Genomic DNA, 21415 nt, shown 5'->3' on the forward strand with positions numbered 1-21415 from the left:
ATGATCCATGCTTCCAGTCGAGCCGCCAGGGCTCGCTTCCATCAGGGATCATCATTTTTCAGAAAGTTGCCGAGGCGCCGCCATCGACAAGCAGTACCTGGCCCGTCACATAGCTCGCGTCGTCTGAGCAAAGGAAATAGGCCGCGTTGGCGATCTCCGTCGCGGTTCCTGCACGCCGCATCGGGATACGGCCGTGCTTGATGTAGACTGCCTGAAACCAGTCGGTCTCATGCTCATGGCCGGAGCCATCTGGAAGCAGCGCCATTCTCGTATCGACGAATCCGGGTGCGATAGCGTTGACCAGAATCCCTTGGTCGGCAAGATCGCAGGCGAGGCACCGAGTGAGGTTTATCAGCCCACCCTTAGCGGTCGAGTAGGGGATCGAATCCCTGCTGCCGCGGATCCCCATGATCGAGGCAACGTTGACAACGCGCGCACAGGATGACTGCTTCAGCAATGGCAACAGTTTTAGAGTCAGACCGAGCGCGCCGTCCAGATTGACCCGCATCACGTCTCGGTAGCGCTCGATGGTCAGTTCGCTGGTTTTTGATGCATCAAGCACAGCGGCGTTGTTGACGAGGATGTCGCAGGAACCGACGTCATCCGTGACGACGCGGACGAACTTCTCCAGTGCCGATGTCTCCGCGATGTCGACCTCGCATGCTCTCGCGCCAAATCCCGATGCCCGCAAGGATGCGGCGACTTCCTCCGCCTCCTTGATGTCGATGTCGGCGACAACAACGTTCGCCCCCTCCATGGCCAGCCGGCGAGCGATGGCTTGCCCGATTCCGCGGGCGGCACCCGTTACGATGGCGCTGCGTGCTGCAAGACGTTGCTTTTCCATTGACGTGTCACTCTTCTTGAGAGGGGTTCATGAAGCAGGCGATTACCCGACACGAAACAGTGGCTCGGGATCCGGCGTGTAGCGTGCGACTTTTTCGGAGCTCAATGTGATGCCCAGGCCTGGTCTGTCGGAGATGGTCACATACCCGTCCGTATCCAGCGAAAATGGCTCTTCGAGCAGCCCGTCGACGTAGGGGCTGCCTCCGATAAATTCGACAAGGTCACACAATGGCAGGGCAGATGCCAACTGCAGGTCGGCTGCAAGTCCGAGCGCCGTATTCCAGCCGTGCCCCACGTATCTGATACCGAAATCGTCCGCCATCCAGGCGATCCGACGCTGTTCGCTGAGCCCGCCCACTTTGGTGACATCCGGCTGGACAATGTCCAGTGCACCGGCGGCCAGCCATGGAAGGAATGTCTGCCGGCGCGTGAGTACCTCGCCTCCGGCGACCGGAACCGGGCTCGCCTTGCGTAGGGCAATGTAGTCGTCTATTGCATCGGGCCTGAGCGGCTCTTCGAACCAGCCGACGTTGTAGTTGGCCAGCATCTGCGCTGTTCGCGTTGCCCATTTCAGGCCATGGGGCCAATGGGCATCGCTTGCGCCGGCATCGACAAACAGTTTCGACTCTGTACCGATCGCATCACGCGCTGCAGCCACGATTTTCTCGTCAAGATGGTGATCCAGTGCCCGGCCAAACGGTCCCCACCCGATTTTGAACGCACGGAATCCCCGCTCCTTATGGCACGTAATCGCGTCGCGCATTCGGGAAGGCTCCTCCATGAGCAGTGAGCAATAAGGCTGGGCCCTGTTGCGGTATGTGCCGCCGAGGAGACGGCCCACCGGTTGTCCCAATGCTTTGCCCAGAATGTCCCACAGCGCGATGTCCACGCCTCCGGCCACATGGGTCAGCGTCCCGCCACGTCCCATCCAGAAGGTGTTCTGATGCAGCCTTTCGCAGATGCGCTCGGGCTCCATTGCGTTCTCGCCGATGAGCAGCGGTCTGAGCACCTCCACTCCAGCTTTCGCCAGGCGGCCATCAGTGAAGACACTGCCATATCCGGAGATGCCGGTGTCTGTGTGGACAGCTATCAGCGCATGGATTGAGTCGTCGGGCTGGATTTCCACGGACCAGCCCCCCTTCGGGCTTTCACCGAAAAGGGGGACGGCTGCGATCTCGACAATCCGGGGGGCGGGCGAAAGTCCCGAAACGGGCGTGGTACTGTCGTTCATCTTCCATCCTTCGATCTGGAGCGCCGGGCTGACGGGGTGCCAAGATGCTACATCAATGAAACGCCATCAAGGTATAATGTCGACATTCTGAAAAAAATCATGTAGACATGAACCTGCGTCGGGCTTTATATCGTCTTGCCGATGTGTGGCCTCCCTCATGCTCGGCACGCGGCTGGCCGGCCGACAACTGACCGGCCAGCCGCCATTGATTGATAAAAACTTCGGCTGATGATGCCGAACAGCGCTGTCCTCTGCGGGAAATGATCGATGAGGTGGCAACCGCTTTAGTTCTGCACCGGCGCTCGTGCAGGCGTCTTGAAGCAACCCAAAAAATTAACAGGAGTACACATGTCGAAGGGCGTCGAACGGGAATTCGACAAGCAGCAGAGCTTTCAGCGGCATTGGTGGAAAGAGGCCGTCGTCTATCAGATCTACCCGTTATCTTTCGCCGACTCGGATGCGGACGGTATCGGTGATCTTCAAGGTATCATCGGTAAGCTAGACTATATCGCCGGCTTGGGTATAGACACTATCTGGCTATGCCCTCATTTCGATTCACCCAATGTGGATAACGGCTAGACATTCGCGACTATCGAAAGGTTCTTCGAGAGTTCGGCACAATGGACGACTTTGATCGTCTGCTTGAGGAAGCCCGATCAAGAAACATCCGCCTCATAATCGATCTCGTTCTCAACCACACCAGTGATCAGCACGAGTGGTTCGTAAAGAGCAGGACCGGGCGAGATAGTTCGAAGCGAAATTACTACATCTGGCGGGATGGTTCCGGGGGTGTGCCGAACAATTTTCCTTCGTTCTTTGGCGGTTCCGCGTGGCAGAAGGACGACATCTCCGGCGACTACTACCTTCACTATTTTGCCAAGGAACAGCCGGACCTCAACTGGGACAACCCATGCGTTCGCGCCGACATTTTCGACATCATGCGCTTTTGGCTCGATAAGGGTGTCGCAGGTTTTCGGCTGGACGTCATTCCGTTCATATCAAAAGATCAGGCATTCCCCGACCTCACTCCGGAACAACTGCAGGCTCCAGAATTCACCTACAGCGACGGCCCGCATGTGCACGACTATCTGCAGGAGATGAACCGCAAGGTTCTGGCGCACTATGACGCCATGACCGTCGGCGAGGCCTATGGCGTGACGGACGCCAAGGCGCCGCTGTTTGTCAATGAGGACCGGCGTGAACTTAATATGCTGATAAGTTTTGACGTCGTGCGTCTCGACCGGAATGGCTGGCGCAAGACTGATTGGAACCTGCCGGCTTTAAAGGCCGTCTACTCCAGACTGGACAAAACAATCGGCGCGTCCGGGTGGAACGCAATATTCTTGAGCAATCACGACAACCCACGCGCAGTAAGCCATTTTGGCGACGATACCCCGGAGTTCCGTGTGAAGTCGGCCAAGGCTCTTGCAACACTGCTCCTCACTCTTCGCGGCACGCCTTTCATCTATCAGGGCGAGGAGCTCGGTATGACGAATTTTCCCTTTCGGCATGTCGAGGAATTCGACGACATAGAGGTCAAAGGGCAGTGGGCGGAGCATGTCCTCCGTGGCAAAGTATCGCCCGAGTACTTCATCTCGCATCTCAGACAAACGAGTCGCGATCATGCGCGTACTCCCATGCAGTGGAATGGTACGGCCAACGCGGGCTTCACCTCGGCTGAGAAGCCGTGGTTCGCCGTCAATCCGAATTATTCCGAAATCAATGCCGAGGCTGATCTTGCCCATGAGGACTCGATCTATCGCTATTTTCAGCGACTGATTGCGCTTCGTCGATCGAAGCTCGCCTTGACCTATGGCGACTACGTTGATCTGGATCCTGCGCATGAAAGGCTCTTTGTCTATACGCGCGAGTTCGGAGCCGACCGGCTGCTTGTGGCCGTCAATTTCAGCCGCGAACCAGAATTGCTTGGACTTCCCGCCATGGGTGCGCCCTGGGATCTGCTCCTCACCAACCTGTCGGGACGTGCAGACAAGGTTCTCTCTTCTGAAATTCAGCTTGCTCCCTGGGAATCAGTGGTCATGGGGATCTCGGGCGACTGACTATCCCCATACATGATCGGAAAGATCGGACAGACGAGCAACAGTCAGGTCTGGCTTGAAGGAGAAGCGGGAAAGATCGGCAAAGGTAGTGACACCCGTCAGAACGAGCACGGATCGCATCCCCGACTCCAGTCCGGCAAGAACGTCCGTGTCCATTCTGTCACCGACCAATACGGTCTGCTCTGCGCTGACCCTCAGTCTTTCAAGAGCGCATCTGGTCATGAAGGAATTCGGCTTGCCGATGAAATAGGGCTTCATACCGGTTGCTTCGGCGATCAAGGCAGCAACCGCCCCGCAAGCCGGATGCAGCCCCTTCTCGGCTGGCACGGCTGGGTCCGGGCTGGTCGCGACGAACCGCGCTCCTGCAGAAACGAGCTGCGCGCCTTTAGCGATCGCCTCGTAGTGATATGAATCTGCGTCCCCCAGGACGACATAGTCAGGGGAAAATACCGTAAGGCGACAGCCGGCTGCCTGTAGAGCCGCTATCAACCCCTGGTCACCGATGGCGTAGACGGAAGCGCCCGGAAGCTGTTCGCTGACGAACCGAGCGGTCGCCATGGCCGAAGTGTAGATGTGGTGAGGTTCGATGGGAAAACCTATTCCACGCAGACGGTGCGCGTGATCTTCCGGGGTGTACCTGGAATTATTCGTGAAGATCTGGAAAGCCCGCATGCTTTCGACTAGGGCACCGACGAAATCGGCTGATCCTTCGATGGGGATCCCCCCGCGTACCAGTACCCCGTCCATGTCGAGAAGATAGGCGATTTCCATCGTTGTCTCCGCTTTTGATGCAGCGGGTATAAACGCGAAGGCAATCGGCGTTGAAAGTCGCTCAGGCCCGTTATCGTAGAAATAGGACGGTTCGGCGTGCAAGAAGGCTGGTTTCGGGAACCGGCCAGCCGACGAAAGGCGAAAGTGGCAACGCTGGTAGGTTTTCCAGTCCAACGTATTAAAGGCCGACGTCCGCCTTTCGGCTCTAAAACAGTCGTGCTGGGACCCTCTTGTGCATGAAAAACCAGGCTTCCCAACCCTTTGGTTCGCCTGACGAGAAATCCGAAGAAAATGGGTTGGCGAACCACCGCAAACTATTGATTTTCTGTATTAAAGGCCATCCCTCCGGGCCCACCATTATCGTTATCCGTCAATGCCGAAGCGATCCACCCTGAAATCGTCGAGCGGCGTGTCGCAACGGCCGGTCGTGATCAGTTCGGCGATGGCGTCGCCCACGCCCGGTCCGAGCTGGAAGCCGTGACCGCAGAAGCCGAAGGCGTGGAACAGGCCCGGCGTCGTGGCCGATTGCCCCATGACCGGCAGCATGTCGCGCACATAACCCTCGCATCCGGACCATGTGCGGATGACAGCGACCTTTGCGATCGCCGGCAAGAGCCGCGCGACGGCGCGCAACTGCACCGGCAGCCGCATCGGGTTGGCAACCGCGTGGCCGGGATCGAGATTCACCGGCACCCGTTCGGCCGCACCGCCGAAGACAATGTTGCCACGCTCGACCTGACGCAGATAGGCGCCATGGTTCTTGTCGCGCGTCCAGATGCCGACCACCGGCAGGACCCGATATGGTAGCGGCTCGGTCACGCCCATCTGCGGGCCACGGGCGTCGAGAGGAACCTCTTCGCCGAACCCGGCGGCGACGCGCGCGCCCCAGGCGCCGGCGGTGTTGAGCAGGCACTCAGCGGCGAACGAGCCTTTCGAAGTTGTGATAATGAAACCCGAACCAGCGTGCTTGATCGTCTCGACATCGACATCCTCGACGATTTCCACGCCGAGCTTACGGGCTGCCTCGGCAAAGGCCGGGGCGATCAGCCGCGGATTGCCGCTGCCGTCAAGCGGCGAGAACGACGCGGCGACCGCGTCGGGGCCGAGGCCGGGAAACCGGGAACGGATTTCGCGCGGGCCAAGTTCTTCTAGTTCGAGCCCCCAGGGTCGTGCCGCTAGAGCATAGGCCCGCATGTCGGCAAGACTGTCTTCATCGAAGACCAGCCGGATATGGCCGGTGGTGCGGAATTCGACGTCGCGGCCAAGCATTTTTTCCGCCTCGCCCCACAGCCTGAGCGAACGGTGGGCTAGCGGCAACTGGGACAGGTGACGCCCGGTGCGCCGGATGTTGCCGAACGAGGCGACGGTCGCCCCGGTGCCGATCCGGTTGCGTTCGATTAGCCTCACGCGCGCGCCGCGTCTTGCGAGGAAATAGGCCGAAGCCGTCCCCATCAGGCCGCCGCCCAGCACGATCACATCCATAGTCGTTCCTTGCTCCTTGGATGCATCTTGTCGGCGCCGCGGCATTGCGTCAAAGATGGGTTTGGGCAAGACTCATAAGCTTTACCTATGGAGTGGCAATGCGGGCCCGGCAGCTCGAAGTGTTCATCGCAGTCATGCGCGCCGGCACCGTGACCGCCGCGGCGCGGATGCTGAACATCTCCCAGCCCGCGCTCAGCCAGATCCTGCTCCACACCGAGGACGAACTCGGCTTCACGCTGTTCGAGCGGGTTAAGGGCAGGCTGCGGCCGACGCCGGAAGCGCTCGAGCTCTTTGCCGATGCCGAGAGGCTGTCAGCGGGGCTCGACGGCCTGCGCCGCAAAACCACGGACCTGCGTCTCGGCCGGACCGGGCTGGTGCGGGTCGCGGCCTCGCCTCCGCCGGCCATGGCGATACTGCCGCGCGCCTTCACCGCATTCCGGACCCAACATCCCGACATTTTGCTGCGTTCTCATAGCGCCCCGATCGCGGCGATCGTCGACATGCTGCGCACCGGCGATGCCAGCCTGGGTGTGGCCTTGGATGACCGGCTGCCTCCCGATATCGACGCGGAAGTGATGGGCAGCGTCGGCTTCGCCTGCCTGCTGCCCGCCGGGCATTCGCTGCAGAAGAAAACCGAGCTAACGCTCGCCGACCTCGTCGGCGAGGAGCTTATATCTTATCGCGGCAACACCCGTCCCGCCGACGAACTGGCTCACGCCGCCCGCGCGCAAGGTGTGGCGCTTTCGCCGTCGCTGGAGATCGATGTCTCCATTTCCGCGGTCGGCTTCGTCCAGGCTGGCTTGGGCGTCGGCCTGGTCGACGCGCTGCTGCCTTGGCGCCAGTTCGCAGGCCTTGCTGTCAGACCGCTGGCGGCCGGGCCGGAATTCCCGATCGCGCTGCTAACGTCGCGCGCCCGGGCCCTCTCTCGGGCTGACGAGATGATGCGCGACGAAATCCGTACGGCCTGTTTCGCAGTTCTCGGCGAGCATCGCGCCAAGGCATAAGCAAGACTTATATCCTTGCCCTTCTTCCATCTTGGACCCTGACTGCCCGCTCGTGCCAGTTTTCGGCGGCAGACAGGAAGGGACACATCATGGATGGTGCCGTCGCGGCGAACGAGGCGCGGAGCAAGTCCGACTGGAAGGTCGGCGTCGATATCGGCGGGACCTTCATCGATTTTTGCGCGCTAGAGGCAAACTCCGGGCGCGTCTCCTCGCTGAAGGTGCTGACGACGCCGGAGGACCCGGGCGCCGAACTGATGACTGGTCTCACCCTTCTCGCTGAACGCGAGGGCTTCGATCCGACCCGCATGACGCGCTTCGTGCACGGCACGACCGTGGGCATCAACACCATCATCCAGCGCAAGGGCGCGCCGCTCGCGCTGTTCACCAATGCCGGCTTCGAGGACGTCATCGAACTGGCGCGGCTGCGCATGCCGGACATGTATTCGCTGTTCTGCTCACGCCCGGCTCCATTGATCTCGCGCGACATGGTGTTCGGAATCCCGGTCCGCATGCGTCCCGATGGAAGTGAATCCCAAGCCCCGGACATGGCGGCGGTGACCAACGCGGTGACAGTTGCCAAGGCGAAAGGGGCGCAAGGGATCGTCGTTTCCTTTCTCCATGCCTGGCGCAACGGTGCGCAGGAAGCTGCGGTGAAGGCGGCGGTCGCGCGTTTGGCGCCGGAGCTCTTCGTCTTCACCTCGGCCGAGGTGTGGCCCGTCATCCGTGAATATGAGCGCAGTTCGACCGCGATCCTCAATGGCTATGTCCATCCGCGCGTCTCGTCCTATCTGACGGCTCTGGAAGAGCGGCTGAAAGGCCGCCAGGTGCCGGCCCGCCCTATGCTCACGAAGTCGAATGGCGGACTGATGAACGCTGCCGAAGGCAAACGCGCCTGCGTGAACATGCTGTTGTCCGGGACGGCTTCCGGCGTGATCGGCGCCTCGTGGCTGGCGCGTCAGGCCGGTGAGGACAAGATCCTTACCCTCGACATCGGCGGGACCTCTGCGGACTTCGCGCTCATCATCGGCGGCGAGGCGCAGTTCGGCACGGGTGAACTGATCGGCGAGTTTCCGCTGCATATCCCATCGGTGTCGGTCAGCTCGATCGGCGTCGGGGGCGGCTCGATCGCCAGTGTCGACGCGCAAGGGGTGCTGCGCGTCGGGCCGGAGTCGGCGGGCTCGACGCCGGGACCGTCCTGTTACGGTCGCGGGGGCACCCAGGCTACAGTAACGGACGCCATGGTGGTCTGCGGATGGCTCGGCCACAGCGAGATGGCCTATGGTCAGCTCACGATCGACGCCGGACTGGCGCATCGCGCCGTCAGCGAACTCGCCGCCAGGCTTGGGCGCACGGTCGAGCAGACCGCGCAGGCGATCCTCGACATCGCGGTGTCGGAAATGTTCGTTGAGGTCGAAAAGCTTGCCTCGAGGGCCGGGGTCGATTTGCGCGATTTCACGCTGATGCCCTTCGGCGGCGGCGGCCCGATGCTCGGCGCCTTCCTTGCCCGCGAGCTTGGGATGAAACGGGTGATCGCGCCGCGCCGCCCGGGCGTGGTCTCGGCGCTCGGTGGACTGGTGGCGGACCTGCGCGGCGATTTCATCCGCACGATCTTCAGTCCGCTGTCGGCAGAGTCGCTCCCCGCCGTCCGCGAGGCCTTCGAGGCGCTCGCGCAGGAGGGTCGCGACTGGCTTGCAGCCCAGGGGCATGATGCAGCCGCCGAGCTCAATCTCTTCTGCGACATGCGCTATCTCGGGCAGAGTTATGAGATCGAGGTCGTGCTGTCGCCGGAATGGCTGGTGAAGAGCGACACGGCGGCCATCGAGCAAGCCTTTCACCGCACCCACGAGCAGCTCTACGATTTCCACGATCCCCGAGGCGCGATCGAGATTGTGAATGTTCGCCTTTCGGCGATAGGCGCGGGGCCGGTGCTCTCCTTCCCGGAAGCCGACGAGATAAACGCTCCGGCTAGTCCGGCGCGTCGGCTCCCGGTCTACACCGGCCGAACCGTTGAGACCGTCGACCTCCACGACAGGGGGACCTTGATGCCCGGCAGCACGTTCCTCGGGCCCGCCGTGGTGGTGCAGGAAGACACGACCTTTGCCATCCCCGCCGGAACGCAGGCACGCGTCGACCGCCACCTCAATCTCCTTCTGACCTTCGCGGAGTGACGCCGTTGTTCGACCGTACAAACCTTCAGGTTCTGGCCAACCACGCCCGCGCGGCGGCCGAGAACATGGCCCACACGCTGCACCGCACCGCGCACTCGGCCTTCGTCAAGGAGACGCAGGATTTTACCGTGATGCTGATGGACCGCTCGGGCGCGACCTTCGCCGTGCCGATGGAACTCGGGGCCACCTGGTACCCCGGCCTTTCCTATCACCGGGCGATCGCGATGGTGGATGATTATCGGCCGGGCGACGTCGCTTTCACCAATGATCCCTATTCAGGCCATGTCGCCACGCACGCGCCCGACACTCATCTTTGGAAGCCGGTGTTCGTCGACGGCGAGATCATCGCCTGGACCGGAGGCCATATCCACAACACCGATATGGGCGGTGCAGTGCCGGCTTCGCTCAGCCGCGCACTGAGCGAGATTCATCAGGAAGGCATTCGCTTTCCGCCGATGAAGCTGGTGCGCGAGGGCGTCTTCGACGACGCGATCCTGCGGATAATGAGCACCAATGTGCGCAAGCCCGACCTCAATATCGGCGACATCAAGGCGCTGGTCGGGGCGCTCAACACCGGTGAGCGTAAAATCCAGGCGATGGTGAAAAAGTTCGGCAAGGCCGGCTTCATCGAAGGCGTTGCCGCACTTCTGGATCATGCGGAGGCGCAGGCGCGCGAAGTGCTGCGTTCCATGCCCGACGGCGCCTGGGAGTTCGCGGACTATGCCGACGAGGATTCGGTCGAAGCCAACCCATGCCGGCTGAAGCTGAGGCTGACGATCAAGGACGACGAGGCGGTGCTCGACTTCACCGGCTCCGATCCGCAGCTCGGCTCCTCGCTTAACGTCCCTTCGGGCAGCGATCCGCGCCACACCATGCTGCTCGTCGGCGTCTACTACGTGCTTTACACGCTGAACCCGAAGATCCTGCTCAACACGGGCCTTACCCGACCGTTCACCTGCATCACGCCGCAAGGGTCGGTGCTGAACCCGGTCCACCCCGCCGCCGTCGGGATGCGCTCGCTCACTTGCGCGCGATTGCGGTCCGTCATCTTCGGCGCCTTCTCGCAAGCCGTGCCCGAACGACTGCCTGCGGCGCCCGCCGGCAACAACTGCATCGTCAATGTCATGACCACCGACGAGCGCACCAGCCGCAGCGTCATCGCGGCGGTGAACCCTGTTGTGGGCGGTGGCGGCGCGATGCCGCATCGCGATGGCACCAACGGATCGGGCGCCGATGCCGCCTATCTGAAGAACACGCCGATCGAGATCACCGAGACCGAGACGCCGGTCGAGTTCGTCAAATACGGGCTCGCCCGGGACAGCGGCGGCGCGGGTCGCTGGCGCGGCGGGCTTGCGACCGAGATGGCCTTCCGCGTCTCTGCGCCGGACTCACGGATCACGGCGCGCAACCGCGATCGCAGCTTCTTCCGCCCATGGGGCGTGCTGGGCGGCAAAGCGGCCGGCCTGTCCGACATGCTCGTCAATCCAGGGACCGGGCACGAGCGGCGGCTGGGTAACATCGACACGGCAGTGCTGCAGCCGGGCGACGTGCTCGAGATCCGCTCCGCCGGCGGCGGCGGGCGCGGCGATCCGTTTCAGCGCGAGCCCTGGCGGGTCGCTGAGGATGTGCGGCGCGGTTATCTCTCTCCGACAGCCGCGGAGCGCGACTACGGCGTTGTCCTCCGCGATGGTGTGGTCGACGAGCAGGCGACAGACCAATTGCGCGCGCGGCACAACCCATCCGCCGGCCATTTCCATTTCGGGCCGGAGCGCGACGGTTACGAAGCGCAGTGGACGCCGGCCGCCTATGATCGGCTCCATGTCATATTGGACGCCTTGCCGATCCATTGGCGCTTCTTCGTCAAGACGGAGATTTTCCGGCGCATGAAAGGGCGCTCCGGGGCGGATGGCGTCCAAGCAGCCTTCGATGCGGTCTGCGAACGCTTTCCCGAATTGCTAGGTCCGAGGCCGGTGCGGGAGGCTGCGGAATGAACACCGGCCGCATCGTCCGGCTGGCAGAGCGCGACCGGGTAGAGGTGCAGTTCTTTCTTGACGGCGAGATGCGCTATGCGCTTGCGGGCGATACGGTGCTGACCGCCATGCTGGCGCCGGGACACGCTTTGCGAAAATCCGAATTTGGCCCTGAGCCCCGCGCCGGCTTCTGCCTGATGGGAGCCTGTCAGGATTGCTGGGTGTGGCAGGAGGCTGGACCGCGCCTGCGGGCATGCTCCACGCCGGTCACTGGGGGCATGCGATTGCGCACGACGGCACCGGAGAGCTGGCCGTGAGCGAGGCCTCATCGCAGAAGGTCGTCATCGTCGGCGCCGGCCCCGCCGGCATAAGGGCGGCCGCAACGCTGATCGAGGCTGGGCTTCACCCGGTGGTGATCGACGAAGGCCATCGCGCCGGCGGGCAGATCTATCGGCGCCCGCCGGATGGGTTTGTCCGCACGCCGGGACAGCTGTACGGGTCCGAAGCGGCGAAAGCCCGCGCGCTGCATGCCTGTTTCGATAAGTTAGTCGAAGCAGGGAGGCTCACCTATTTCGCGCGCAGCTCCGTTATCGCCGTGCACGATCGGCGGCTGCACGTACTTGAGGAGGGTTGCTTGCAAGTAATCGGCTATGACCGCCTGATCCTTGCCACTGGCGCGTCCGATCGCATCGCTCCGGTCCCGGGCTGGCAGAACGCTGGCGTCTACAGCCTCGGCGCGGCGCAGATCGCGCTCAAGGCGCAAGGCGTGGCGCTCGGACGGCGCATCGTCCTCATCGGATCGGGACCTTTGCTGACGCTGGTCGGCGCGCAACTCCTCAAGGCCGGAGCCGACGTGACGGCGGTGCTGGACACATCCTCGTGGCGCCGGCAGATGAGGGGATTCCCTGGACTCGCGGCCCGGCCGATCGTTGCGTTGCGCGGTCTGGCCCTAAGGGCGCGGCTCGGTGGCCGCTATCATGCGGGCGTAACGGTGGAGTGCATCGAAGCGGACGCGTCGGGCGTTACGGCGATGCGCTGGCGTGATCCCGGCGGACGGCAGCGCATCACCCCATGCGACACGGTCGGCATGGGTTGGCACCTGCGGGCGGAGACGCATCTGGCCGATCTGGTCGGATGCGCCTTTGCCTATGACGAGCAGTGGAAACAATGGCTGCCGCAGACTGACGCGATGGGGCGGGCCGGCAACGGAGTCTACCTTGCAGGCGACGGGGCTCGTCTCATCGGCGCGGATGGGGCGGAGATCGCGGGACGTCTCGCGGCCGTGGCATGCCTCACGGATCTCGGGCATGCGGCATCTCCCGTCCAAGCTGACCTGCGCAAGCTGGCGCGGCTCAAGCGTTTTGCATGCGGCCTGGCTTGTGCCTTTCCCTGGCCGGCCGAGATGGTGCGAACAATGCCCGACGACGCGATCGTCTGCCGCTGCGAAAACATCACTGCCGCAGCCGTCCGCGAGGGCGCGGATTTCGGCGGCGGCGAGGCCAACAGGGTGAAGTCGCTTTCACGCGCCGGCATGGGGCGCTGCCAAGGGCGCTATTGCCACTTGGCGGCCGTCGAGCTCGTCGCGGCGCAATCCGGATGTGCGTCAAGGGATGTCGGTCGGTTTCGCGGGCAGGCACCTGTCCGGCCGGCGCCCGTCGGCGCCTTTCTTCCGGAGGACTGATGCTAGAAGTCGGCGACCTTGCCCCAGGACGAAGCGTCGAAGCGCCGTGGGTCATAGGATTTCGGATCGACGATCGGCTTCGCCCCGGTAACCAGATCGGCGAGGAAGTGCCCGGCGCCGGGGCCGATGCCGAAGCCGTGTCCCGAAAATCCGGCAGCCAGGAAAAAGCCTGGGACGGAATCGATCGCGCCGATGGCCGGCACGCCGTCCGGCGTGCTGTCGATATAGCCTGCCCAGGCAGCACTGATCCTGGTCTTTCTGAGGTCGGGCAGAAGTTCGAGTGCGCGGGTATGCGTGAGGCGAATGGTCGACTGATCCGGAACCGGATCGAGGATGCGCGTGCGCTCCATCGGCGTCGGCCGGTCGAGCCGCCAGCGCTTCAGCGTTTCGTGGCCGGAAAGCGCGCCTTGCAACCCGCCGGGGCCGAGGCTGCGCCACCGCTTCAGGAACATCGGCACGAACTGCGAGGAGAAGCGCAGTTGCTGCGGCGTCACGTCGACGCGTCCGCGTCCGCTGATCGCGAGCGTGTAGCCGCCGTCGCCGCGACGCGTGGCCGATATGCTTTTCGTGTGCAGCGCATCCGGCAGGCCCTTGGCGCCTGGCGAGACCGAGAGGATCGAGGAACGGATCGATGCTTGCGGAAAGCGGAAGCCGAACTGGCGGCAAAACGAAGAGGCCCAGGCGCCACCGGCCATCACCGCCAATTTCGTCCGGATCGTTCCGCTTTCCGTGATGACGCCGCTCAAACGCCCGCCTTCGGTCTCGATGCCGCGCGCGGCGCAATTCTGGTGCACGCTGCCGCCGAGCTTCAGAATGGCGCGGGCGACCGCGGGCGCGGCTCGCGACGGGTCGGCCGTGCCGTCGGTCGGCGAGAAGACGCCGCCCTGCCAGGTCCGCCCCGTGGCGCGGCCCCGTTCAGTGGCCTCGGCCGTGTCCAGCATATGCGTGGTGACGCCGGCGGTTCTGGCGAAGTCGCGCCAGCGCGCCCAGCCGGCCAGTTCGGTCTCGTCATTGCTGAGATAGAGCAGGCCGCAGCGGCGAAAGCCGGTGTCCTCCCCAGTCTCTATCGAAAAGCGCTCCCACAGATCGAGGCTGTGAGTCGCCATTGGCAGCTCGCGGGCATCGCGGTTCTGTTGCCGGCACCATCCCCAGTTCCTGCTGGACTGCTCGGCGCCAATGCGCCCCTTTTCGACAAGCGCGACCTTCATGCCGCGCCGGGCCAAATAGTAGGCCACGAAGACGCCGACGATGCCGCCGCCGATGATTACCGCATCCGCGGATTGCGGAATCTCGCTGGATGTCTCGATTTGCTGCAGTGGCGCGCGCATCACTCTCTCTGCCTTGAAGCCCCAGTTTATCGCGTTGCACAGGCAGCCGCTGCCGCAGTTGAGGCGCGCACAGAATATTGTTCCGGCAACCCCGTTGAAATCGCGATAGCCTGCGCTTCAAAGCGGTGTCCGCTCGGATGGACAGGCCGGCGGGCTATGGTAGTCTCGACGGGCACCAGCATGGCAGCATTTTGTGCTGTGGCACTCTTCCTCGGAGACAGCCCATGAAACTGGATCGAATCGACATCAAGATTCTGCACGAGCTGCAGAAGAACGGCCGCATCACCAATGTCGAACTGGCCGAGCTGGTGCATCTTTCGCCGAGCCCGTGCCTAATGCGGGTCAAGAAGCTGCAATCGGAAGGCTACATCGAAGGCTATTCGGCGCAGGTCAACATCGCCAAGCTCGGCCAGACACTGACGGTGTTCACCGAGATCACGCTGAAGAACCACCGCCAGGTTGACTTTGCGCGCTTTCTCGCCGTGGTAGAGAAGATCGACCAGGTTATCGAATGTCACCTTGTCTCGGGCGGCTACGACTACCTGATGAAATTCATGACGGCCGGCATCGGCGAATACCAGACGATCATGGAGCGGCTGACCGATATGGATATCGGCATCGACAAATATTTCAGCTTCGTGGTGCTGAAGTCGCCCATCGTCAAGGCGCATATGCCGCTGCCCAGCCTGTTTCCGATGTAAGGCGGAGCCGCCGCTTTCACCGATGGCCGTACTGGCTGACGAGCTCCGGGTCGCGGACGAGGCCGTCGAGCCAGGTCGGATCGAGCTTCGGCACGGAGGAGAACAGAAGCTTGGAATAGGGGTGGGCGGCCGCCTGGACCTTGTCGGGCGCGATCTGCTCCACCCGCTGGCCATTATACATGACCATGATCTCGTCGCAGATCGCCTCGACGACGGAGAGGTCGTGGCTGATGAAGATGTAGGACAGACCCAGCTCGCGTTGCAGCTCCTTGAGCAGCTCAATCACGGCGGACGCCACCACCGTGTCGAGCGCCGAGGTGATCTCGTCGCAGATGATCAGCTTGGGATCTGCCGCCAGCGCTCGCGCGAAATTCACGCGCTGCTTCTGGCCGCCCGACAGCTCGGAGGGATGGCGATAGCGCAGCGTTCTGGGCAGGCGCACCATGTCAAGCAACTCGTCGACACGCTTGGACCGCGCTTGCCTGTCGAGCCCATGATAGAAAGCCAGCGGCCGGGCGATGATGTCCTCGACCGGTTTGGCCGGATTGAGCGCTGTATCGGCATACTGGAACACGATCTGCATCTCGCGCAGCTGGTCCTGGCTGCGTTTCCCGGCAGCCCGTTGCAACGGCTTGCCATTGAAGATGATGTCGCCAGCTGCCGCCGGATGGATGCCGGCGATGACCCGCGCCAGCGTCGACTTTCCGCAGCCGGATTCGCCGATAACGCCGAGATTGCGGCCCTTCTCCACGATCAGGCTGACGGAATCGACGGCGCGGATCAGCGGCAGTCCGTTGTCCCGCACCGCGCCGTAGCCGGCCGTCACATTGTCGATGCGCAGCAGCTGGTTTGCCGCGGCCTCCGCACCGGCGTGCGATTGCCGCCGCTTCGGTTCGAAGGCGGCCAGCAGCTCGCGCGTATAGGGATGCTTGGCGGCTGAAAGGATTTCGGCCGTCGTGCCGGTTTCCTGCACTTCGCCCCCCTTCAGCACCACGATGCGATCGGCGATCTGGGCGACGACCGCAAGGTCGTGGGACACGTAGACACCCGCAATCCCACCCGCGCGCATCACCGACTTGAAGGCCTTCAGCACGTCGATCTGCGTGGTCACGTCAAGCGCCGTCGTCGGCTCGTCGAAGATGACCAGCTTGGGATCGCCGATGAGCGCCATGGCCGCCGCAAGCCGCTGCAATTGTCCGCCCGAAACCTGGTGCGGATAGCGCGCGCCGATCGCTTGCGGGTCCGGCAGCGACAAGGCCCTGAACAGCTCGACCGCCCGCTTGCGCGCCTGCTCGGGCGGCATCAGCCTGTGGATGCGCGTGACTTCGATCACCTGCTCCATGATGGTGGATGCGGGATTGAACGATGCGGCCGCGCTTTGCGGAACATAGGCGATGTCGGTGCCGCGCAGCTTCGCCCGTTCCTTCTCTCGGAGTGCAGCCATATCCTTGCCGTTGATGTTGATCTCGCCGCCGGTGATCCGGCATCCGGGCCGCACATGGCCCATGAGCGAGAGCGCCACCGTCGTCTTGCCGGAGCCGCTCTCGCCGATCAGGGCGACGATCTCGCCGTCGGCGATATCGAGGCTGACGCCCTTGATGATTTCGACGACACGTCCGGCATCGGTCGTCGCTTCGATCCTCAGGTTCCTGACCTCGACAAGATTGGTCATGCGTCGCGGTCCCTGATCTTCTGCGGCAGGTTGTCGATCAGCAGGTTGACGCTGATGGTGAGGCTGGCGATCGCCAGCGAGGGCACGACCACTGCCGGGGCGGCGAAGGGCAGGCCGCCTATGTTCTCGCGCACCAGCGCGCCCCAGTCGGCCAAAGGCGGCTGCAGTCCAAGGCCGAGGAAGGACAAGCCTGAGAGCAAGAGCACGATGAAGACGAAGCGCAGCCCGAAATCGGCGAGCACCGGACGGATGATGTTGGGCAGGACCTCGGACCCGATGAGATAGGCCGTGCTTTCGCCGCGGACACGGGCGACGGTCATGAAATCCATGGTGTTGATGTTGACCGCGAGCGCCCGCGCGAAGCGGTAGGCGCCGGGGATGTAGATCACCGCGAGCGTCAGGATCAGCACAGGGATCGACGAGCCGACCGCGGCGACGACCACGAGGCCGAACAGCTTGCTCGGGATCGAGTTCATCGCGTCGAGGAAGCGGCTGAGGCAAGTGTCGAACCAGCCGCCGGTCACGGCCCCGAGCATGCCGAGCACGACACCCGAGAAGCAGGCAATGGACACGGCTGCGAGCGATATGCCGACGGTGTAGCGTGCGCCCATCAGAACGCGTGAGAGCATGTCACGCCCGAGATAGTCCGACCCGAGCCACAGTCCCTGGCGCATCGGGCCGAAATAATCGTCGTCGACGATATCGCCGATCGGATGCGGAATGATGTAGGGCGCGAAGATCGCGACCAGGGTCCACGCCAGGATGACCAGCGAAGCGACGACGCCGACAAAGTTGTAGCTGTGACCCAGGAAGGACCGTCCAGAGGCTGCTGCGCGCGCCATCGTTATCTCAGCCTCGGGTTGGACATGATGGCGATGATGTCGGCGGCCGTGATCAGCAGGAGATAGCCGAGGCAGAAGATCATCGCGCAGCTCTGGATCAGCGGCAGGTCGCGGGTCGCGACGGCGTCTACCATAAGCTTGGCGATGCCGGGATAGTTGAAGATTGTCTCGACGATGATGACGCCGCCGACCAAGTACGACAGCGAGAGCGCCACTGCGTTGACGATCGGCCCGAGCGCGTTGGGCAGCGCGTGCCTGAGCACCATGCGGCCGCGTGATGCGCCCTTGAGCAGCGCCATCTCGACATAGGGCGTGGACAGCGTTTCGATCACAGCGGCGCGGGTCATGCGGATCATCTGGGCCGAGATGACGAAGGTGAGCGTGATGACCGGCATGGCGTAGATGCGCACGAGGGCGCTCAGCGAATGCGCCTCGTTAACCGACGACAGCGCCGGCAGCCATTTGAGGTAAACGGCGAAAAGCAGGACCGCCAGCGTCGCGACCATGAACTCCGGCACGGAGATGACGCCAATCGAAAGCACGGTAACGGCGCGGTCGAAGAGCGAGCCCCGCAGCATCGCGGCGGTTATGCCGAGCGTCAGCGCCAGCGGCACCGAGAGCAACGCTGTGATTGCGGCGAGCTTCATCGTATTGACCAGCCGCCCACCGATCAGCGCCGCGACCGGCATGTCATTAGCATAGGAGGTGCCGAGGTCTCCGTGCAGCAGTCCGAAAAGCCAGCGCAGGAAACGCAGGATCGCCGGATCGTTGAGATGCATGGCCTCGCGCAGGCCGGCGACCGCTTCGGGAGTTGCCGCCTGGCCGAGCAGGATCGACGCGGTGTCGCCCGGTAGCATGCTGGTGGCGAAAAACACGGCGAACAGGACGATCAGAAGCGTGACGACCGCGATCCCCAGCCGCTTGACCACGAGGTTCAAGACCCCAGATTTCATGGAAGCGCTCCCTGCGGTTGCGTTCGGTCAAACAATCCTGCGCAATGCAGTGCCGGGGCCGGTCGGCCGGCCCCGGCAGGCGCCTCTCAGGCCTCAAGCCAGAGATATTCCGCCATTGCGTAGCCCATCATGCCACCGAGCGGGTTCGCTTCCAAACCCTTCACCTTGCTGGAGAGGGCGTCGACGTTGGAAATGTAAGCCGGGATGATGGTGCCAGCCTCGTCGGCGATCATGGTCTGCATCTGGCCATAGATCTCCTTGCGCTTGGCCTGGTCGAGCGAGCCGCGCGCTTTCACAAGCATCTTGTCGAACTTCTCGGACTTGTACTGGCTTTCGTTCCACGGCGCGTTGGAAGCGTAGAGGAGCGAGAACAGGATGTCCGGCGTCGGGCGTGGGTTGATGTTGCCGAAATGGATTGGCGCCTTGAGCCAGTAATTGTCCCAGTAGCCGTCGGACGGCACGCGTTGCACGTCGAGCTTCATGCCGATGTCGGCGCCCGCTGCCTGGATGATCACCGCCATGTCGATCGACGAGGTCGCCGCATCGGAGGCGATCACCGGGATAGACTGGCCGAGCAAGCCCGCCTTCTGGAAGTGGAACTTCGCCTTGTCCGGGTCGAAGGCCTTCGGCTTGAGGTCGGCATTGTGGAAGATGTTGGCCGGGGAGACGGGCTGGTCGTTGCCGATCTCGCCGAGGCCGCGCAATGCCGATTTGACGATCTGCTCGCGGTTGACGAGATACTTCATGCCGGCGACGAAATCGGCCTTCTTGCCCGGGTCCATGTCGAGCCGGATGTTGAGGTCCGTGTAGTTGCCCGAGGTCGTCTTCGACAGTTCGAATCCCTGCTGGCTTTCCAGCAGCTTCATGGCACGCGGATTGATCGAGGCGGCGAAGGCGATATCGCCTGAAAGCAGGGCGTTCACACGGGCGCTGTCGTCGCTGATGGCGATGAACTCAAAGGAGTCGAGATAGGGCTTGCCGGACTTCCAGTAGTTCTTGTTCTTGGTAACCATCGAACGCACGCCCGGCTCGAAGGTCTCGAGCACGAAGGCGCCAGTGCCGTTACCCTTTGAGAAATCAGTCGTGCCGTCCTGGACGATCATGAAGTGATGCAGCGCCAGGATGGTCGGCAGGTCGGCATTCGGATCGGCAAGCGTGATTTCCACGGTCGACTTGTCGACCGCCTTGAAGCCGGTCATCTGCGCTGCGATCTTGGCAACCTTGGAACCGACCGCCTTGTCGAGATGGCGCTTGAGCGAAAAGACCACGTCGTCGGCCGTCAGGTCCTTGCCGTCATGGAACGTGACTCCCTTGCGCAGCTTCACGGTCCAGGTCTTGGCGTCCTTGCTGTCGATGCTTTCGGCCAGCTCCATCTGCGTCTTGCCATCCTTGTCGAGGAAGGTCAGGCGATTGTAGAGCGAGCAGCAACGGACATAGTCGGTCGAGAGCGACGCCTTCGCCGGGTCGAGCGTGTCGGCGGTCGAGGACGACCAGCCGGCCGCCTTGAAGTTCCCGCCGGAAACCGGCGTGGCGGCGACGGCCTTTGTGGCGCGGCCAAGCACGACGCCGCCCGCGGCGATTGCGGCGCCTCCGGCCAGCAGCATCTTGAGCAGTTCGCGGCGGCTCGCGCCCCGCCGGATGGCGTTCTCGACCATGGCATCGTCCGCACTGGTCCAGTTGGTGATCTTGTCGGTCATGTTCATTCCCCTTTCTGTTGGTTTGGTCGGTATGCTCGTCTTGCTGCGGCTTTCCGGGCTTGGGTTCAGGTTCGCTCCTTCAGGTTTTCGCGCACGGCGGCCGCAAAGGCAGCCATTGACGTGAAATGATAGTCCGGGGTGGTAAAGCGCTCGGGCTCGATCGTGCCGCCATAGCCCTTCTGGTCGTGCCGGCGCTCGATCCAGCAATTGGTCATATCGAGCGTCCTGGAGACGCCGATGTCGTGATACTGGCTTTGCGCGACATGCAGGATGTCGTCCTTGCTATCGCCGCGCGATGCGACGAAATCGAAGACCTTCTGGAAGAAGGCCGGATCAGGTTTCTCCGTGCCGGTATCGTCGGCGGTGAAGGTGGCGAAGAAGCGCGATCCGAGCTGCTTCTCAAAATGGTCGAGCGCCCAGCGCCGCGCGTTGGTCATGGCGATCAGCTTGTGCGACTTGGCAAGGTCGCCCAGTGCGGCCGCGCTGTCCGGGAAGCCTTTCCAGACGCTCGCGGAATCCCGCAGGCGGACACCGTGTTTCTCTTCTGCCGGCAGGCCGAGCCGCGCCGCGATGACCATGTAGACGCGGACGAGATCGTCGGGAAACAGGCCGGCATCGGGCATGTAGCGAGCTTGCCGGTAAAGGCTCAGCGCCTCCTCACCGTCGATGGCGACGCCGGCTTCGGCGGCGATAGCGGCGAGGCAGGCCGTGATACCGACTTCGAAATCGATCAGCGTGCCGACCACATCGAAGGTCATGTATTTGAATTCGCTAAAGGCCTTGGCCAAGAACTTGCTCTCCTCTATGGCCGAACCGTGCTGAACAGAACAAAATTCCGTGCTGTCTGGGACCTCGCCTTGTCAAGAAGCCGGTAAATTCCGGCTTTCTGGCCTTGTCTTAACGGTAGTCTGGCACTTCCCCCGCGCTGGATTCGCCGAAAAGGCGCGGGGCTTCGGCACAAAATTGCGAAATCGTCTGCCCCGGCGATATTTCGAGATGCTAAAAATCCGCC

The 21415-nt window shown here is 63.0% G+C and carries 18 protein-coding genes; 8 read left to right on the forward strand and 10 right to left on the reverse strand.

What is annotated here, in order from left to right:
* Positions 1–58: 58 nt before the first annotated feature.
* Together EOA28_RS01930 and EOA28_RS01935 are read right to left on the reverse strand one after the other, a co-directional pair.
* Positions 59–844, reverse strand: coding sequence for an SDR family NAD(P)-dependent oxidoreductase (locus EOA28_RS01930; protein WP_128314503.1), 786 nt, complete (start codon positions 842–844; stop codon positions 59–61).
* A 42-nt stretch (positions 845–886) separates the two neighbouring features.
* Positions 887–2074, reverse strand: a complete 1188-nt coding sequence (locus EOA28_RS01935; RefSeq protein ID WP_128314504.1) for a mandelate racemase/muconate lactonizing enzyme family protein — start codon at positions 2072–2074, stop codon at positions 887–889.
* A 348-nt stretch (positions 2075–2422) separates the two neighbouring features.
* On the opposite strand from EOA28_RS01935, the gene EOA28_RS40815 reads away from it, so the two are divergent.
* On the forward strand, positions 2423–2653 hold the full coding sequence (locus tag EOA28_RS40815; RefSeq protein ID WP_210214911.1) for an alpha-amylase family glycosyl hydrolase: 231 nt from the start codon (positions 2423–2425) through the stop codon (positions 2651–2653).
* A gap of 2 nt (positions 2654–2655) precedes the next feature.
* Positions 2656–4134: an alpha-glucosidase gene (locus tag EOA28_RS40820; RefSeq protein ID WP_281060883.1), complete on the forward strand. Its 1479-nt coding sequence runs from the start codon at positions 2656–2658 to the stop codon at positions 4132–4134.
* Here EOA28_RS40820 and EOA28_RS01945 read toward each other — a convergent pair whose 3' ends face one another.
* Together EOA28_RS01945 and EOA28_RS01950 are read right to left on the reverse strand one after the other, a co-directional pair.
* Positions 4135–4905, reverse strand: coding sequence for an HAD-IIA family hydrolase (locus EOA28_RS01945; protein WP_128314505.1), 771 nt, complete (start codon positions 4903–4905; stop codon positions 4135–4137).
* A 363-nt stretch (positions 4906–5268) separates the two neighbouring features.
* The gene (locus EOA28_RS01950) at positions 5269–6387 is read right to left on the reverse strand and encodes an FAD-binding oxidoreductase (RefSeq protein ID WP_128314506.1); all 1119 of its coding nucleotides are present in this window, start codon (positions 6385–6387) and stop codon (positions 5269–5271) included.
* Positions 6388–6485: 98 nt separating this feature from the next.
* Here EOA28_RS01950 and EOA28_RS01955 point away from each other — a divergent pair, with 98 nt between their 5' ends.
* The 5 genes from EOA28_RS01955 to EOA28_RS01975 all read left to right on the forward strand — a co-directional run bounded on the left by EOA28_RS01955 (position 6486) and on the right by EOA28_RS01975 (position 13210).
* Positions 6486–7391, forward strand: a complete 906-nt coding sequence (locus EOA28_RS01955; RefSeq protein ID WP_128314507.1) for a LysR family transcriptional regulator — start codon at positions 6486–6488, stop codon at positions 7389–7391.
* Positions 7392–7480: 89 nt separating this feature from the next.
* A complete protein-coding gene (locus EOA28_RS01960; RefSeq protein WP_128314508.1) occupies positions 7481–9559 on the forward strand; it encodes a hydantoinase/oxoprolinase family protein in 2079 nt (692 codons plus the stop codon).
* Between the two features lie 5 nt (positions 9560–9564).
* Complete coding sequence (locus tag EOA28_RS01965) at positions 9565–11550, forward strand: hydantoinase B/oxoprolinase family protein (RefSeq protein ID WP_128314509.1); 1986 nt, start codon at positions 9565–9567, stop codon at positions 11548–11550.
* Positions 11547–11846, forward strand: coding sequence for a (2Fe-2S)-binding protein (locus EOA28_RS01970; RefSeq protein WP_042641147.1), 300 nt, complete (start codon positions 11547–11549; stop codon positions 11844–11846). The genes EOA28_RS01965 and EOA28_RS01970 overlap by 4 nt, the downstream gene beginning before the upstream one ends.
* Positions 11843–13210, forward strand: a complete 1368-nt coding sequence (locus tag EOA28_RS01975) for an FAD/NAD(P)-binding oxidoreductase (RefSeq protein WP_245501455.1) — start codon at positions 11843–11845, stop codon at positions 13208–13210. The genes EOA28_RS01970 and EOA28_RS01975 overlap by 4 nt, the downstream gene beginning before the upstream one ends.
* Positions 13211–13212: 2 nt before the next feature.
* Here EOA28_RS01975 and EOA28_RS01980 read toward each other — a convergent pair whose 3' ends face one another.
* Complete coding sequence (locus EOA28_RS01980; RefSeq protein ID WP_128314511.1) at positions 13213–14538, reverse strand: FAD-binding oxidoreductase; 1326 nt, start codon at positions 14536–14538, stop codon at positions 13213–13215.
* Positions 14539–14762: 224 nt separating this feature from the next.
* Here EOA28_RS01980 and EOA28_RS01985 point away from each other — a divergent pair, with 224 nt between their 5' ends.
* Positions 14763–15239 (forward strand): Lrp/AsnC family transcriptional regulator, encoded by a 477-nt coding sequence (locus EOA28_RS01985; protein ID WP_042641150.1) that lies wholly within the window; start codon positions 14763–14765, stop codon positions 15237–15239.
* A 16-nt stretch (positions 15240–15255) separates the two neighbouring features.
* Here EOA28_RS01985 and EOA28_RS01990 read toward each other — a convergent pair whose 3' ends face one another.
* The 5 genes from EOA28_RS01990 to EOA28_RS02010 form a co-directional block, all read right to left on the reverse strand.
* On the reverse strand, positions 15256–16911 hold the full coding sequence (locus EOA28_RS01990; protein WP_042641151.1) for an ABC transporter ATP-binding protein: 1656 nt from the start codon (positions 16909–16911) through the stop codon (positions 15256–15258).
* Complete coding sequence (locus EOA28_RS01995; protein WP_128314512.1) at positions 16908–17753, reverse strand: ABC transporter permease; 846 nt, start codon at positions 17751–17753, stop codon at positions 16908–16910. Before EOA28_RS01995 ends, EOA28_RS01990 begins: the two co-directional genes overlap by 4 nt.
* A 2-nt stretch (positions 17754–17755) precedes the next feature.
* The gene (locus EOA28_RS02000) at positions 17756–18706 is read right to left on the reverse strand and encodes an ABC transporter permease (protein ID WP_042641153.1); all 951 of its coding nucleotides are present in this window, start codon (positions 18704–18706) and stop codon (positions 17756–17758) included.
* Between the two features lie 86 nt (positions 18707–18792).
* On the reverse strand, positions 18793–20403 hold the full coding sequence (locus EOA28_RS02005) for an ABC transporter substrate-binding protein (RefSeq protein ID WP_128314513.1): 1611 nt from the start codon (positions 20401–20403) through the stop codon (positions 18793–18795).
* Positions 20404–20468: 65 nt separating this feature from the next.
* Positions 20469–21191, reverse strand: a complete 723-nt coding sequence (locus tag EOA28_RS02010) for an HAD-IA family hydrolase (RefSeq protein ID WP_128314514.1) — start codon at positions 21189–21191, stop codon at positions 20469–20471.
* Positions 21192–21415: the final 224 nt, after the last annotated feature.

Source organism: Mesorhizobium sp. M2A.F.Ca.ET.067.02.1.1, from assembly GCF_004023285.1.
In the GTDB taxonomy this organism is placed as follows: domain Bacteria; phylum Pseudomonadota; class Alphaproteobacteria; order Rhizobiales; family Rhizobiaceae; genus Mesorhizobium.